15 protein-coding genes are annotated in these 14,470 nt (G+C 70.8%); all 15 read right to left on the bottom strand.

Going from position 1 to position 14,470, the window contains the following annotated elements; genetic code table 11:
- Positions 1–13: 13 nt before the first annotated feature.
- The 15 genes from ACN27F_RS28640 to ACN27F_RS28570 are packed head-to-tail and all read right to left on the bottom strand — an operon-like array spanning position 14 to position 14,456.
- Entirely contained in the window at positions 14–1,834 is a 1,821-nt protein-coding gene (locus ACN27F_RS28640) for a hypothetical protein (RefSeq protein ID WP_421438593.1), read from the bottom strand.
- A 16-nt stretch (positions 1,835–1,850) separates the two neighbouring features.
- On the bottom strand, positions 1,851–2,477 hold the full coding sequence (locus ACN27F_RS28635; protein WP_421438592.1) for a phage tail protein: 627 nt from the start codon (positions 2,475–2,477) through the stop codon (positions 1,851–1,853).
- The gene (locus ACN27F_RS28630; protein WP_421438591.1) at positions 2,474–3,463 is read right to left on the bottom strand and encodes a hypothetical protein; all 990 of its coding nucleotides are present in this window, start codon (positions 3,461–3,463) and stop codon (positions 2,474–2,476) included. Before ACN27F_RS28630 ends, ACN27F_RS28635 begins: the two co-directional genes overlap by 4 nt.
- Positions 3,460–7,023, bottom strand: a complete 3,564-nt coding sequence (locus ACN27F_RS28625; protein ID WP_421438590.1) for a putative baseplate assembly protein — start codon at positions 7,021–7,023, stop codon at positions 3,460–3,462. Before ACN27F_RS28625 ends, ACN27F_RS28630 begins: the two co-directional genes overlap by 4 nt.
- Entirely contained in the window at positions 7,020–7,421 is a 402-nt protein-coding gene (locus tag ACN27F_RS28620) for a GPW/gp25 family protein (protein WP_421438589.1), read from the bottom strand. The genes ACN27F_RS28625 and ACN27F_RS28620 overlap by 4 nt, the downstream gene beginning before the upstream one ends.
- Positions 7,418–7,816 carry a PAAR domain-containing protein gene (locus tag ACN27F_RS28615; protein ID WP_421438588.1) on the bottom strand — a complete coding sequence of 133 codons (399 nt, stop codon included), beginning with the start codon at positions 7,814–7,816 and terminating at the stop codon, positions 7,418–7,420. The genes ACN27F_RS28620 and ACN27F_RS28615 overlap by 4 nt, the downstream gene beginning before the upstream one ends.
- 16 nt (positions 7,817–7,832) lie before the next feature.
- Complete coding sequence (locus tag ACN27F_RS28610) at positions 7,833–8,474, bottom strand: phage baseplate assembly protein V (protein WP_421438587.1); 642 nt, start codon at positions 8,472–8,474, stop codon at positions 7,833–7,835.
- Positions 8,471–9,526, bottom strand: a complete 1,056-nt coding sequence (locus tag ACN27F_RS28605) for a phage late control D family protein (protein WP_421438586.1) — start codon at positions 9,524–9,526, stop codon at positions 8,471–8,473. Before ACN27F_RS28605 ends, ACN27F_RS28610 begins: the two co-directional genes overlap by 4 nt.
- Positions 9,527–9,543: 17 nt before the next feature.
- Positions 9,544–10,326 carry a LysM peptidoglycan-binding domain-containing protein gene (locus ACN27F_RS28600; protein WP_421438585.1) on the bottom strand — a complete coding sequence of 261 codons (783 nt, stop codon included), beginning with the start codon at positions 10,324–10,326 and terminating at the stop codon, positions 9,544–9,546.
- On the bottom strand, positions 10,323–11,687 hold the full coding sequence (locus ACN27F_RS28595) for a hypothetical protein (protein WP_421438584.1): 1,365 nt from the start codon (positions 11,685–11,687) through the stop codon (positions 10,323–10,325). The genes ACN27F_RS28600 and ACN27F_RS28595 overlap by 4 nt, the downstream gene beginning before the upstream one ends.
- A gap of 14 nt (positions 11,688–11,701) precedes the next feature.
- Positions 11,702–12,244: a phage tail protein gene (locus ACN27F_RS28590; RefSeq protein ID WP_421438582.1), complete on the bottom strand. Its 543-nt coding sequence runs from the start codon at positions 12,242–12,244 to the stop codon at positions 11,702–11,704.
- Positions 12,241–12,414 carry a DUF6760 family protein gene (locus ACN27F_RS28585; protein WP_421438580.1) on the bottom strand — a complete coding sequence of 58 codons (174 nt, stop codon included), beginning with the start codon at positions 12,412–12,414 and terminating at the stop codon, positions 12,241–12,243. The genes ACN27F_RS28590 and ACN27F_RS28585 overlap by 4 nt, the downstream gene beginning before the upstream one ends.
- Positions 12,411–12,797 carry a hypothetical protein gene (locus tag ACN27F_RS28580; protein WP_421438578.1) on the bottom strand — a complete coding sequence of 129 codons (387 nt, stop codon included), beginning with the start codon at positions 12,795–12,797 and terminating at the stop codon, positions 12,411–12,413. Before ACN27F_RS28580 ends, ACN27F_RS28585 begins: the two co-directional genes overlap by 4 nt.
- A complete protein-coding gene (locus ACN27F_RS28575) occupies positions 12,788–13,225 on the bottom strand; it encodes a phage tail protein (RefSeq protein WP_421438576.1) in 438 nt (145 codons plus the stop codon). The genes ACN27F_RS28580 and ACN27F_RS28575 overlap by 10 nt, the downstream gene beginning before the upstream one ends.
- Before the next feature lie 55 nt (positions 13,226–13,280).
- Positions 13,281–14,456 (bottom strand): phage tail sheath family protein, encoded by a 1,176-nt coding sequence (locus tag ACN27F_RS28570; RefSeq protein ID WP_421438574.1) that lies wholly within the window; start codon positions 14,454–14,456, stop codon positions 13,281–13,283.
- Between the last annotated feature and the right edge of the window lie 14 nt (positions 14,457–14,470).

Raw genomic sequence — 14,470 nt, 5'->3', positions numbered from 1 at the left:
GACCAGATAACTGCTATTCAGATACTTCGAACTGCCAGAACGTTTTTGTATGCGAAGCCGCAGGCTGCCCCTCGATCCAGGTCAGCGCATGGCGGTAGGGTCCGCCGTCGTACTTGTAGCCGCTGTCCCAGATGTAGCTGTCGTAGTACGTGTTCCGCAGTTTGCAGACCAACTCGTTGTCGGCCAGCTTCTTCAGGATCTTCAGCTCGCGCTCCCCGATGACGACATCACCGATCCGCACCGTCTGCGCGGTCACCTGCCCGGCATGTATACCGCGATACTCGCCGCTGCCTGCCCGGAAGTGGAAACCGGCCGGATCCACTTCAAGGTGGTACATGTACCGGGCGCCATGATGGAAGCGGATGGCGAGAGTCGTGGGCCCGACGGTGTTCGGTTGTGCGTCTGCCTGCTGCAGCTCCAGGAAGACGAGTTTCTGCCCCTCCGCCACCTCGGCCGCGTTCCGGCGCAGCAGCAGATGCTGCTGCTCGGCCACGACACCCAGCTGGTAGCCGCGAGTATCGTCAGTGCCGATTCCGACCCGACCCGCAGCGGTGATGCTGAGCCGAGCGGCCTGGTTGGTGACGAACGTCAGCGGGCTTTCTGTCGCGGTGCCCACGACCAGGCCGGCCGGCGCACCGAAGATTCCATCGTCGTGCGCCAGCACCCGCCCGTCCACCTTCGCGGTCCGCACCGACAACTTGGTGCTCACCGCACCCACCACGTCGACCACCCGCCCCCAGCCGCCGGTGTCCCGCGGATCGGCGGTGCCGACGCCGACGTGGCCGGCGGCGGTGATGCTGAGCCGGGCGGCCTGGTTGGTGACGAACGTCAGCGGGCTCGTCGTCCCGGTGCCCACGATCATCCCGGCCGGCGCACCGAACATTCCGCTGCCGTGCGCCATCACCCGACCGTCCACGTCCGCCGTACGCACCGACAGTCTGGTGCTCGCCTCGCCCACCACGTCGACCACCCGCCCCCAGCCGCCGGTGTCCCGCGGTTCGGCGGTGCCGACGCCGACGTGGCCATCGGTGCCGACGAACAGCCGGGTCGTCCCGTCCGGGTCCGAATCGTGCGTCCGGACGTGCAGGCCACGTCCGGCGGCCGACCGTCCGTCGTACTCCATGGTGAAACCCCGGTTGGCCTCGCCGGCCCAGAACCGGATCCCGCTGCGGTGCTGATCGTCGCCGGCGACCTGGAACGTCAGATGCCGGTCCTGCGGGTCGAAGTCGCCGACGTGCAGACCACCACCGGTGACGGTGGTGCCGACCCCGATGCCACCCGCCGTCGACAGGCTGGACAGCTGAGCGGTAGCGGCGTCGACCGTGACGTCGCCGTTGTCGGCCACCGCGAGCCGGCCGAGCAGCACCGTCGGGCCGTCCAGGTCGGGTGCCGCCTCGGCGGGCACGACCACCGTCGCCCCGTTCGAGGCGACCGCCACGATCTTCGGCCGCTCCTCCCAGCGCCGGGCGCCCACGCCCCCGTTCCCGGTCTGTCCCACGTCCGTCGGGGACTCCTGGTAGGCCAGGTGTACCTCGACGTTCTGCTGGTTGGCGAATCCCTCACCCAACGGCAGCGCGGCGCTGGCGGCCAGGACGAGGTGCCGGCCCAGGGCGTCGACCGCCATGCCGGCGGCCACCGTGACCGTGAACGGCTCGTCCGCGACGATCAGGTTCAGACCATCGCTGACCCCGGTCAGCCGCAGCAGCCGGCTCTGCCGACGCTCGCGGTCAAGGTGGAACTTCTGCTCGTCGATGAAGTCCTGGTCCTCCAGGAACTGACCGTCGAAGAAGCGGACACGCTTCGATACGACGTCAGGTTGGGTGTAGTCCGCCATCGGACCTCCTCGGGTTTCAGGTCAAGTCGCGCGTGCCGAGCAACGTGTTCCGGTTGAGGACGAGCCGCTCCGGCTTGCCGCCTTCGAGTTCCTTCAACTCCTCGGAGACCAGCCGCATCGTGGGCACGACGACCTTGAGCGCGTAGAACGTGTGGGCCGGCTTCTCCCGGTCGATGATCGCCCGGGCGGTCTCCTGCACCCTGCGCAGCTCGTCGCGGTCAGCGGCGCCGAGAGTCAGCTGCACCTGGAAGTAGTGGACTGGTGTCTCGTACTCGTCGAGGATCACCACGTCCTCCCGGGTCACCTGGTCGGCCAACGGCCGCAGGTAGATCTCCAGCATCCGGCGCAGCCCGGCCACGGTCCCCCGCTGCCGGTACAGCGGCACGACCTCCCGGATGAAGCCACGCTTGGTGTCCACGTCCCAGTCCGCGCGCAGGCTCAGCGCCACCCAGCCGGCCAGCCACGGCAGGAAGTCCTCGCCGGTGTGCACCGGATCGATGTAGTCGGCCGAGCGTCCGATGGTCTGTTCCAGACCCTCGACCTCGTCGCGACCGGTCAGGATCGCCTCGAAGGCCTGCAGGAACCGGCCCACGAACGGGTCCTGCCGGAACATCGCCGGCAGGTAATCGAGGTATCGGCTCACGGTACGTCCTCCCCGCTTGGCGGGTGGGTTCGGCCGTAGATGTCGTAACCGACCAGGTCCAGCCGGGCCAGCCGGGGCAACTGGTGCACATCCAACGCGATGCTGGCCGCCGCGCCACCCGCGCCACCCGCGGCACCGTCGGCGTCGGCCAGGGTGAGCTGGACGTTCTCGATGTAGTCGAGCAGCGGCGACTGTTCGAGCACGGCGTACACCTCGGACGGGTGGATCCCTTGCCCGAACGGCCAGCCGGTTCCGGCGGCGCCGCCGGTGAGCGGGTCGTAGAACCGGTGCAGCCGGGCCTGCGCATCGGCGAGGGCGTCGGACGGTGGAGCGTCCTCGCGCAACGCCAGATCGGCCGAGACGCCGATGTCGACGTACTGCGGGCCGACGACATGGTGGCGCACGGTCAGCAGCCGGCGCGGGCCGAGGAACTCGTACAGCGCGGTGGTCAGTGCCTCGGTGGGCACCGGGTGGGTGTCGGCCGCCGTGTCCGGCTCGGGAACGACGACGACGCTGACGTGCGCCGCGGCGGCCGCGGCCGGATCGGCACCGGCGAGGTTGCGACCCGCGACGCACCGGACCCGCCGCACCGAGGCCAGTCCGTCGGCCTGCGGCTGAGTCGGCCAGGTCCGGCCGACCAGGTACTCGTAGTCGTCCACGGTTGCGGCCCGGTAGCGTTCGTGCAGATCGGTCACGCTCTGCCGGACGGCGGCGTCGAGCCCGCCGGTGGCCGGCGGCGTCCACTCGGGGCCGTTGAGCAGCTGCAGAAAGTTGCGGGTGTGGCTCTGCGGAATCTGGTTGACCTGGTACAGCTGCATTTCGGTCAGCCAGGCCAGCATCTCGACGAGGACGATGCCGGGGTCGCTGGGGTTGTGGTCGGTCCACTCCGGCAGCAGGACCGGAATGAGCGAGCGTGCCTCGCCGACGAGGTCGTCGTAGTCGCGGTCGTCGAGGTTCGGCAACGGAATCGGCACGGCGGTCCTCACGCTGGAAGGGTCACGGTGATCTGGTGCCGCCCGGAGTAGACCAGCGCGCGTGCCAGCCATCGGGTCAGGTCGGCGGCCACCGGCTCGGCCGCACCCTGCGCGAGCGAGCGGCTGAGCACTGCCGCCAGGCGCTCGCCGAGCGACTCGGACTGAGCCACCTGCGCCACCGCGAGCTCGCGGACATGGTCGATCCCGTCGACGGCCTCGATCGCAGCATAGACGTCCGAGCGGTGCGGCTTACGGCCGAACGCCCAGCCCGTGCCGTCCGGTCCGCCGGTCAGCGGATGCAGGAAGCGGTCCAGGGTCTGCACGACCCGCCCCTGGACCAGCCCGGCGGCCTCGGGCGAGGCGGCCACCACGGTAGCGGTGACGGTCACCTCGATCCACTCCGGCCCGGCGACCCACAGGCCGACGGTCGGCCCGCATCGCGCCCGCAGGTACTGCTCCACCTGGCGCAGCAGACCCAAGCTCGGCGCCGGTCGAGCGGCGGCGGAGTACGGGACCACGATGACCCCGACCCCACCGGCATCGGCCTGCTGATGTTCGCCGCCCGGCTGCTCGCCCGGGTCGAGCCACAGGTCGAACGGGTCGAATCCGCTGGGCGACACCGCCTGCGCCCTGGCCACCTCGGCAGAGGACTCGAACGCGAGGTCCACGAAGTCGTCGACGGTGACCGCCCGGTCACGGTGGCGCAGTGCCTTCGGTCCCCGGTCCCGTACCCGGTCCAGCGGTTCCCACCCCGAGCCGCCGGAAGCCGGCTCGTGGTTGATCACCGAGTCCAGATAGGGCACCGCGGACTTGAGGGTGACGATGCTGCCGACCGGCCGGTTTCCCTGCTCGCCGCCGCCGGTGCGGTAGGTGATCCGAACGTTGTTCTGTCCGCGCGGCACCACCCGGCCCGCCTGGCCGTCACCGAAGCTGATCTCACCGGTCGAAGCGTCGACGGTGTAGTGGCGGTCGCCCGGTCCGGAGCGGTGGAAGTCCGTCACCTCGTGCCACCGTACCCAGATCTGCTCGGCATCGTCGATGACCACGACGGCGTTCGGGCCGTCGGCCTCGACGAGCGCGGTCTCTTCCGCCGGCGACGGCCGCTGCGGCTCGCGGACGACCAGATGTTGGCCGGCCAGCACCGGCGTCTGTGCGGTGGCGAGCAGCTGTCCGGCCTCGGCGACGCCCGACCCGAGGATCTCGTCGGTGACGGTGGTCGCCTGCGTCGCCCAGGTCGTGTTCGGCGAGATCCGGCGCAGCCGGGGCGGGATCGCGAAGCTTCCGCGCCGGTGACGCAGTCGCAGCCAGCAGCGGTGCTGGCCGAAACACTCGCGGACGCTGAGATCGGGCGGACCGACGAAGCGGACCACGCCGCGGTCGCCCAGCGTCCCGGTCTCGTCGACGGCGGCCAACGGCCGCCAGCCGTCGGCACCGCTGTACTCCCACGCCAGGTCGGCCCGGTCGGTCAGGTCGGTCCCGGCGAGCCGGTCGGCCACCACGTCCTCCGGCGCCGGTGGTTCGACCTGCAGGTAGAGCGTGACCGGTCGGTTGCCGAACGGCTGGTCGAAGCCGAGGTAGAGGGCTGGCTCCCGGCTCGGATTGGGCACGAAGGGGGTGACCTCCCACGGCTCGTCGCCGTCGCGGTGATGGGTGACGAGGCGGAAGTCGTTCTCGGTCACGCAGGCCTGAGCCGGGACCGCGGCCGCCAGTCCGGCCCGGGAGCGCCACGACAACGTGGTGACCACCGGCGGCGCGAAGGTGGCCTCGACCAGTTCGTAGCCGCCGTCGTCGGTGCGGGTGTAGTGGGCCGCGACGCCGTAGTCACCACTGATCAGCCGGACCCGCACCCAGTATTCCTCGATTCCGTTGACCTCGGTGCGGGCGAAGCCGGCCGGCGGGGTGAGCGTCACGGTGGCGCTGTCGGTGAAGGCGTACTCCGGATCGTCGACGGTCACCGTCCGCCAGCCCGCGCCGTCCCAGGCCTCCCAGACGAGCCGTGGATGACCGTCGGTGCGCACCGGCGGCACCGCAGGATCAGCCTGGTCGTCCGGATCCTCCGGGTCGGCCGGCCCGTTAGTCAACGTCACCTCGACGACGAGCTCCGCGCCCGGCCAGACCAGGCTGGCCGGGCAGGCCAGGTAACAGGTGTCGTTGAACCGGGGCCGCTCGCCGAAGGGATAGAAGTCCTTGGTCACGTCGAGCGGGCTGGCGTTGCTGAACGCGTACGGCAGCGCCACCGGATCCGGTGCCGTCTGCATCCGCACGTCGATGCCGGTGATGACGGGCAGCTCCCAGTCGTAGGCGACGGTCACCGCCGCCAGTTGGGGCAGGGTGGCGTACGTCGCCCCGTCGTCGACGACCTCGACCCGCAGCCAATGGCCGGATCGCCCCTGGAACAGCTCGGCCGGCCAGTCGGCCGGTACCCGGAAACTGACCTCGCCGTCACCGGTGAACGCCAGCGTGCCGTCGCGCAGCTCCCCGTCGACGTCGCCGTCGGACTCCGCCGCCGCGGTGCCGGATTCGCCCAGCCGCCGCCAGTCGTCGCCGACCTTGTACGACCACACCAGCCGCACCGGGGTCGCCGGGTCGGCGGCCGCGCCAGGTCGGGCCAGGGTGACCGCGAGCCGGGCGGCCGTGCCGGGAGCCGCCGCGCCGACGCTGAAGTAGCACCATCGGCCCTGGCTGGTCTCGCCGAACGGGAAGACCCCGGCGACGTCAGGCTGCGGGATCCGGCGGCCGGACGCGACGGCGTCGAGCGCCAGCCCGGCGACCGGCTGCGGCATCGGCATGTCCAGCTGGGCGCGCAGCCAACCGGCGGTGGTGCCGTTCACGTCGTACGCGGGCAGCGGCGGCAGATCGGCCAGCGTCACCGTCCAGACGCCGCCCCAGACCGTCGACCCGACCTCGACGGGGTGCCACCCGGCACCGTCCCAGTAGGCCCAGGAGATCGACCATTCGGCGAGCAGAGCACTGTCTGAGGCGGTCAGTGCGAGGGTGACCGTCTTGGTCCCCTCGGTGGCGAGTACCGGATCACAGGCCACGAAGAACCGGTGCGGCACCGGCTGGTCGCCGGTGAAGGCGGCGAACGGCTCGTCGCGCTGGCCGGTGGCGGCGGCGCTGCGGTCGGCGTAGCTGTCGTGCGGCGCGTCGTCGACCAGTACGGCCCGCAGCTGGGCCGGCGTGACCACCAGATCGGTCGCGGTCTCGAAGACGACCTCGTCGTCCTCGCCGTCGCGCGGGGTGGCCGCGACCTGGGTGCCGGCCGGGACCACCGCTTCGGTCTGGCTGCCCCGGGCCAGGGCGAAGGTGAGCGGCACGCGGGCCGGTCGCGGCGGCGCCGGCTGGGTCCCGATCAGGTTGAGGAACGCGAGATAGTCGCGTTCCGGTACCTGGTTCAGCCGCTGCACCACCAGTTCGGCGTAGCGCGCGAAGATGCCGATCAGCGCCTGACCGGCGTCGGGTCGCCCGCCAGCGGGCGGTTGCCAGCCGCTGTAGTGGGTCGCCAGCGCGGCGGTCTGCGCGGCGAGCGCGTCGCGGTCGCGGGGATCGATGGGTGGGGGCTGTCCGGTCATGCCAGGTAAAAGGGGTAGACGAGGTTGAACCGGCTGTTGGTCGAGCGCACCTGGTAGTTGATCTCGATGAGCAGTCGACGCCGATCCTGCGGATCGGGTACGGCGTAGACGTCCAGGACGTCGATGCGTGGTTCCCAGCGGGCCAGTGCCTCCCGCACCGAGCGGCTGATTCGGCCGGCGGTGCCGGCGTCGTTGACGTCGAACACGATGTCGTGGATGCCGCAACCGAAGTCCGGCCGCATCACCCGTTCACCCGGTGCGGTGCCGAGAATCAGTCCGATCGACTGGCGGACCGTGGCCGCCCCGTCGTCGCTGAGCCGGATGCCCTGCTCCGAATCGTGACCGACCGGGAAGACCCAGCCGGTGCCGAGGAATCCGTGGTTCACCGCGCCGGTCACCCGATCGTCACCGTGCCCGTGGCCATGACCGTCCCGCTGGGCAGGTCCTGCGGATCGTTGCAGGTCGACGCGAGGTCGCCGGATCTGATCGCCGGCTTTCCGTTGATCTTCACGGTCGCACTGCCGCCTTCGAGAGTGGCCGTGTTCGACGGCTGCTTCTGAAACGACGTACCGGGTGCGGTGGGTACGTGCGCCGGGGTGTTCTCGGCGGTGGAGCCGGCCACCGCCGCCGGCTTGCCCATGATCTTGACATCGGCGCTCAGCCCGCCGTTGATGATCCCGGTGAAGGGATGCGGCAACGGTGTCGGTGTCGGCGCGGGTGCCCCGGGGACCATGACGATGTGGATGTCGGTCGCGTTGACCTGGTCGCCTTGCTTCGCCGCGAACTGTCCCATGAGATCTCACCCCCATTCAGTTGATGTTGACTTGACTGCCTTCGATGTCCAGCTGACCGCTGGACTTCACCGCGAGCGCCGACTTGGCCTGGACCTTGACATCGGCCGTGGAGCTGATCTCGACGCCGTTGCCGGCCAGCCGCAGCCGTCCACCGGCGGAGATGACGACGTCCGCGTGCGCGGTGATGGTGATCTGGTTGTCTTTCGTGCTGATCACGATGCTGTTCCTGCCGCTGCCGTCGACAATCTCGATTCGCGCGTCCTGCTCGGTGTCGATCAGCCGGATCGTGTGCTTGCTGCGGGAGACCATCACCCGTACGTCGTTGTGTCCGTCGCTGTTGGTGACCGGTGGGGCGTCCTTGCCGTTCCACAGCGCACCGACGACGTACGGGACCTCCGGGTTGCCGTGTTCGAAGGCGACCAGTACCTCGTCGCCGACCTCGGGCAGGAAGTAGCAGCCCCGGCCGGCACCGGCCATCGGGGCGGCCACCCGTGCCCAGTCGGTCTCGACGTCGTCGGCCAGCCAGGGCAGCGCCACCTTGACCCGCGCCAACCCGTCCGGATCGCTGTTGTTGGTGACGATGCCGATCACCACCCCGTGGAACCGCCCGTTCGGCTGGGCCGGGTCCTGGCCCATCAGCTGGTAAACGTCCGTCACGCCGCGTTCCTCCGTACCTCGAGGCTGGTCCGGTAGCCGTGCGCGGCGGTCACCGAGTGGTGGACGGCGACGACGTAGTAGTCACCGCTGAAGGTCGCACCCGCCCCCTCGATCCGCACCACCTCGCTGGCGTGCAGCCGAGGTTGTCCGCCGCACTCGGCCTCGCCGGTGACATAGCTCAGCGCCAGGTCGTCGAACTGTCCCCGGGCGAGTTGGTCGGCGCGGCTCCGGTTCCGCGCCGGCAGGTCGACCCTGGTCGACCTGGTCCTGCCGAAGACCCGACCGACCTGCTGGGGACCGGTGACGGAGCCCATCGTGGTGGACTCCGACCCGGAGCCGAAGGTGGCGACGACGGCCCGCTTGCCGGTCACGTCCCAGCCGCGCACGGCGTGCTCGGCCACCTGGCCCAGAGTGCGCAGCCGGGGGGTGAACTGCGAGATGTCGTCCCCGACGCGCAGCTTCGCCGTCGGTGCCCGGCCGTGCTGCGGCGGCCGGAAGAACAGCACCTTGTCCCGCACGTGGATCTCGTAGCCGATCAGCCCCGCCCGCCGCTGCAGGAACTCCAGATCGGTCTGGTTGTTCTGCAACACGTAGTCGAGATCGGTGCCGGTGTCGGTCACCTCGGCACGCAGACCGGCCTCCTTGGCCAGCTGGCGGGCGATGGCGCTGTCCCTGGTCCGGGTGAAGGTCCGGGTCCGCTGCCGGCGGGCCAACCGGTGCCGCAGGTCGTATCCGCGCACGGTCAGCATCGGCGGGCGACCTTCGACAAAGGACGGCTCCAGGCTGGTGATCTCCCCGGTCATCGCCAGGTGCAGGTCCTTCACGTAGCCGAGGGAGATCCGCACCTCGGTGCCGACCGCGAACAGTGTGGAGTCCGACCAGGTGACCGACAGCCGGTTCGCGTCCCAGTTCTTCAGCGTCACGGTGAACATGCTCAGCGCGTTCAGGTCCTCCAGCACGGTCACCGACTCCACGTCCTTGTGGGCGTCCGGCGGCAGGCGCCGGCCGCCGCACCGGATCTCGAAGTCCGGCCCCGACTCGTCGGCTTCCATCGGCTTAGTTTCTCCGCTCAGCTCAGCCGTGGGATGGTCAGCACCGTGCCCGGACGCAGGTCACGGGGGTTGACGATGCCGTTGGCCGAGGCGATGTGCCGCCACATGCGCGGATCCCGGTACTCGGCGGCGGCGATGCTGTGCAGCGTGTCGTTGCGTCGCACCACCCACGTCTTGTGCACATCGGACGAGTGCAGCTCCCGTTCGTTGAGCTGCGCGTCGGTGAGCGACTCCACGAAGCTGCAGGAGACGGTCGCCCGCACCGGGGTACCGTCGGGCAGGAACATCGTGAACCGTTCGCTGATCTGGGTGAGCACACCGGTGAAGATGTCCGCGAAGGCGCCCCAGGACAGGGTGCACAGCGGTGGCCGGTGCAGTTCCTTGTCGAACTCGGCAAGCAGGGACACCCGGCCGGTCAGCGCGGTGACATCGGTCGCGTCACCGGTCTGGAACGGGTTGGGCGGTGTCACGAACGAGGCCGCCCGCGCCAACATGGACGCCTCCGCCCGCGACTCGTAGGTGTCGAAGAACAGCTCGAGCGACAGCGTCGCGGGTTGCATGGCCGCGAACTCCTGCTGCAGCCCGCTCCACGTCCAGGCGCTGCCCTTGCCCGCGCTTTCGTGCGCGTGCCAGCTGACCGACCGCGACCGGGTGATCTCGTGCGGATTGAACAGCGCCTCGATCGGGCCGTTGCGTTCGAAATCCGTGCCATCGTGGGTGATGGTCAGCTTCTGCAGTCCACCACCGCCGGGACCGAACCCGAGCAGGGCGTTGGCCAGGCCCGCCTTGTTGAGACTCATCGCCGCACCCCCCGACGCTCGGCCTCGACCGCCAGCCGGCGCATGATCCGGTCGTGCACCTGGTCGGTGACGTGTCCGACGTCCACCCGCGCGGCCGGTCCCGGCTGCGGCTGCGGCCCGGCACGGTCGGCAGTGGGCGGGTCGGACCTGGGTCCACCGGGCGGCTGCCCACCGAATCCGCGCACGCCGAATCCACGCCCACCGAATCCGCGGCCGCCGGGGCCGGCAGCGGCGTACCCGGGACCGCTGGCGGCGGCTCGGGCCGGGCCCGCCACGGTCGGGTACGGCGACAGACCAGGTGCCGACGACACGCCCGCCGTACCGGATGCCGTACGGACCTGCGCGGCGGTCACCGACGGTGCGGCCAGCGGAAGCTGTGACACCGGTCCGGGCGCCGGCCGCCGCGCCGCGACCACCTGGGCCGGGGCTGTGGGTGCCGGTCGCCGCCCGGCGGCGACCGGCACACCAGCGGCGAGCCCAATGGTGTGGTCCGGCGTGGGTGGGGTCCGGAAGGTCAGATGAGGTCCGGCGGCCGTCCGACCCGCTGTGCCGGGAGCCCACGGCCCTGCCGCCGCGCCCGGGACACCCGCTGACGGCGACGGCCCGGTCGGCACCGGCCGTCCGCCGGGGTGGGCCTGTGGTGGCCCGGAGCCCGGGTCGGGAGAAGTGGCCGACGCGGCCGCCGTACGGTGGACCGCCGACGGCCGTCCGACGACAGCCCGGGATGTCACCGACCGGGCGCCCCGGCCCGCGACACCGGGACCGGCAGCGATCCACATCGGGCTCAACCCGGCCGTCGGGCGGGCCGGACGCGCCGGCACCACCGGGCCGGGAGCGTCCGCGGACGGTACGCCGGACACGGTCCCGTCGAACACGGTTTCGCCGGACGTCTGGGCGACGGACGCGGCGGCGGGGACCGTCGAGGCGGTGGACGCACGGCGGGCAGCCGCGACCGGCATGGGGTGCGCCGGCGCGGGTGGCCCGGCGTCCGTCGGCACGGGGCTGGCCGGACCGGTCGTCGCGGTGGCCGGGCCGGTCGGGGAAACGCCGACCCCCGGGCCGGTCGGGAAAACGCCCACGGCCGGGCCCGCCGGCCGGGGACCGGTCGCGGCGGCTGTCGGCTCGGCGGGCGGTGGTGGCACGGGTCGCGCGTACACGATGGGTGCCGCCGGCCCCGCGTGCTGCCGCGCGGCCACGTCGACGTAGCGCGAGGCGATCTCCGCCAGCGGCAGACCGGCCGTCATGACGTGATGGCGGGTCAGCGCGGACCGGGCCTGGCCCAGGTCGACCAGGCCGGGACGTCGGGCCGGCCGGGACAGCCGGTGGACCAGCGCCGGGTCGAAGATCGTGTCGTCGGTCATCGCAGGGCTCCCCGTCAGCCGACCATGCCGGCCACGCCGTGCGCCAGCGCGGCGGCCTGGCCCAGCAGCGGCTTGGTCAGGCCCTCGTGCACCAGCTCCAGCGATTCGAACCCGACATCGTCGCCGCTGGCGCTGAACGTCGGACCGGTCCAGCGCACCGGCAAGGCGTTGCGGAAGTTCCACCACATCACCGGGATCTGCCACCGGTCGAGCAGCACGATCGTGCCGCTGCGGCGCTGGATGACGCCACGGGCGGTGTTGTCGTACCAGCCCCACAGGCCGCTGAGCGGGCTCAGTCCCTGCCGCAGCACCAGGTGGGCCGGAGTGGCCGCACCGGGCAGCTGGTGGACGAAACCGTTGACCCCGCCCTCCCGGTAGGACTCCATCTCGATCTGGCTCTCCAGGCCGCTGACCTCGTTGAAGCCGGCCAGCAGCAGGCCCTCCACCTCCACCGCGAAGTTGAAGGTCGGAAACGGGTCGGGCAGCCGCAGGCCGGTCCAGTTACCCACGGCGGCGGGCGCCCAGCTCAGCCCGAGCGGAATCCCGGTCGACATCATCGCGGTGTCCCTCCCTGTTCATTGAGCCGTTCGTTGATGCGCGCGATCTCCGCGACCCAGCGTTGCCGTTCCCGGTGGTCCAGCTGCATGATCTCGTGATAGGGCCAGTGAAAGTGATAGGCCAGGTACGCTACTTCCTCGTGCAGCCGGTCCGGGGAGTAGCGCGTCATCCCCCCAGGCTGGGCGGCTCCACTTCGAACGATCCACTGCAGTGCGGGCAGTCGACCTGCAGTCGGGCATGCCCGTTGAGATTGATCCGCTGGTAGAATTCCTGTAGGTAGGCGAGATCGGCGGAGTAGAGATTCTCCACGACGTTGGTGTTGATGTACTCCAGCCCACCCAACCTGGTGATCACCCGGGCCAGCAGAATGATCACCAGGTACCCCGGGTTCGACCGCACCCGGGGATCCTTGATCGGCTCGATCTCGTCTAGCGCCGTGGCCAACCGCATGGTCCCCTCGCGGTGCACCGTGCCGTCCGGCGCGACCAGGCCGTGCGGCAGGGTGAAGGGGAACTCGGTGCGGCGGGCCTCGGTGACCCCGGCTAGCTCCACTGGTCGACCTCGATGCGTTCACAAGCGAGGATGAGCTGCTCGACGGCGATCTCGTCGCTGGTCGCGTTCAGGCTGGGCCCGCTCCACGACTTGGGCCAGCAGTCGAACAGATTCCAGGTCACCTTCGGGTTGCCCTGCTGGTCGAGCAGGGTGATCGACACGTTGTGCCGTTCCACGGTGCCCTTCATCACCTTCTGCCGCCACTCCCACAGCTTGCTGTCGTTGGTCAGGCCACGGCTGAGCGTGATGTCGCCGTAGCTGTTCAGCCCGGGAATCTTGCGCGGAGCCAGGTTCCGGTCCGTGCCCTCCCGGTACTCGGCGGCGTTCTGGCTGGTCTCCAGGCCGGAGGCCTCCCGGAAGCCGGCCCGGGTGATGCCGTCCAGCTCAACCGCGAAGTTGTACCCGAAGTAGGGATCGAATCTGTCCACCGTACCTCCTGTTGTCGCACCGACTGGTGTCGCACCGACTGTTCATCCGCACCGGTCACGCCACGCCGACCGTCACCCCGCTCGCGCCGTGGATGACGCGAACGGTGATGAACTCCGCCGGTGCGGTCGGTGCCACTCCGATGTGTGTCACTACCACCCCGGCCTCGATGACCGCGGGTGGGTTCGTCTCGTGGTCGCACTTGACGTAGAACGCCTCGGCAGGGGTGCGGCCCTGCAGCGCGCCGCGCTGGAACAGCCCGTCGAGATAGGCGGTGAGTTCCCGCATGATCCGCACCCACAGCCGTACGTCGTTCGGCTCGTGGACCAGCCCGGTCATGAACCGCTCGATCCAGCGGCCGATGGTGCTCACCAGCCGCCGGGCGGTCACGTCCCGCCAGGCCGGATCGGCGCCGAGGGTACGCGCACCCCACACCCGGACGCCGCGGCCGGGCAACGCCCGCAGGCAGTTGACCCGCTGCTCGTACAACGTGCCCACCTCGGCCGCGGCGAGATGCACCTGCAGGTCGACGGCACCCTCGACCACCGTGTTGGCCGGTGCCTTGTGGACGCCGACGCGCTGGTCGGCGGTCGAGTACGCCCCGGCGACGTGCCCGGACGGTGGCAGGTAGCGCAGCCGCCCGTCCCCGCCGGACACCCCCAGCCACGGGTAGTAAAGCGCACCGTACGCACCGTCGGGCCCGGTCAAGGCCGCGCACTGGTCGACGACCACCGTCGGATCCACCGCCGGGATACCGTCGAGCAGCGCGAACCGGTCACCGCGCTCCCGGCAGTGCCGCAGGATCGCCCGCTGCGCCACGATGACCCGGCCGGGGTCGTCGTCGACCGGCCACGGCACGGCGGCGACGATGTCGGGGGCGCAGACGAGGTCGACGTCGTCCAGGTTGTCCAACGCCACCAGCCCGTCCTGCACGGCCTCGACGTGCGACAGCGACTCGGGCAGTCGTACCACGTGGCACAGCGTCCCGCCGTTGTCGAAGAATCCCCGGACCGCGTCGGCCAGGAAGCCATCCGCGGCGCCGCCGGAGGTCGCGCCACCAGAGATCGCGCCACCGAAGGTCGCCTCGAACTGCGGCCACAGCGTCAGCCGCTGCGGCGTGTACGGGCCGCTGGCGGCGCGGCCGAGAAAGGCGGGCACGCCGGTGAGCAGGGTCCGGGGCGGTGGCGGAAACACGTCCTGCCGCTGCACCCCGGGCGTGAGCTGGTGGATCACGATGTCGTCCGACT

Origin of the sequence: Solwaraspora sp. WMMB335 (assembly GCF_049179075.1) — a bacterium.
GTDB lineage: Bacteria > Actinomycetota > Actinomycetes > Mycobacteriales > Micromonosporaceae > Micromonospora_E.
The sequence above is the reverse complement of the archived record's forward strand: the minus strand, read 5'-3'. Positions and strand labels throughout refer to the sequence as shown.

Bases quoted from the DNA above. Each gene is read 5' to 3' on its own strand.
- ACN27F_RS28585 (WP_421438580.1), bottom strand. From the start codon at position 12,414: ATGACGCGCTACTCCCCGGACCGGCTGCACGAGGAAGTAGCGTACCTG.
- ACN27F_RS28640 (WP_421438593.1), bottom strand. From the start codon at position 1,834: ATGGCGGACTACACCCAACCTGACGTCGTATCGAAGCGTGTCCGCTTC.
- ACN27F_RS28590 (WP_421438582.1), bottom strand. From the start codon at position 12,244: ATGATGTCGACCGGGATTCCGCTCGGGCTGAGCTGGGCGCCCGCCGCC.
- ACN27F_RS28600 (WP_421438585.1), bottom strand. From the start codon at position 10,326: ATGAGTCTCAACAAGGCGGGCCTGGCCAACGCCCTGCTCGGGTTCGGT.
- ACN27F_RS28605 (WP_421438586.1), bottom strand. From the start codon at position 9,526: ATGGAAGCCGACGAGTCGGGGCCGGACTTCGAGATCCGGTGCGGCGGC.
- ACN27F_RS28595 (WP_421438584.1), bottom strand. From the start codon at position 11,687: ATGACCGACGACACGATCTTCGACCCGGCGCTGGTCCACCGGCTGTCC.
- ACN27F_RS28615 (WP_421438588.1), bottom strand. From the start codon at position 7,816: ATGGGACAGTTCGCGGCGAAGCAAGGCGACCAGGTCAACGCGACCGAC.
- ACN27F_RS28625 (WP_421438590.1), bottom strand. From the start codon at position 7,023: ATGACCGGACAGCCCCCACCCATCGATCCCCGCGACCGCGACGCGCTC.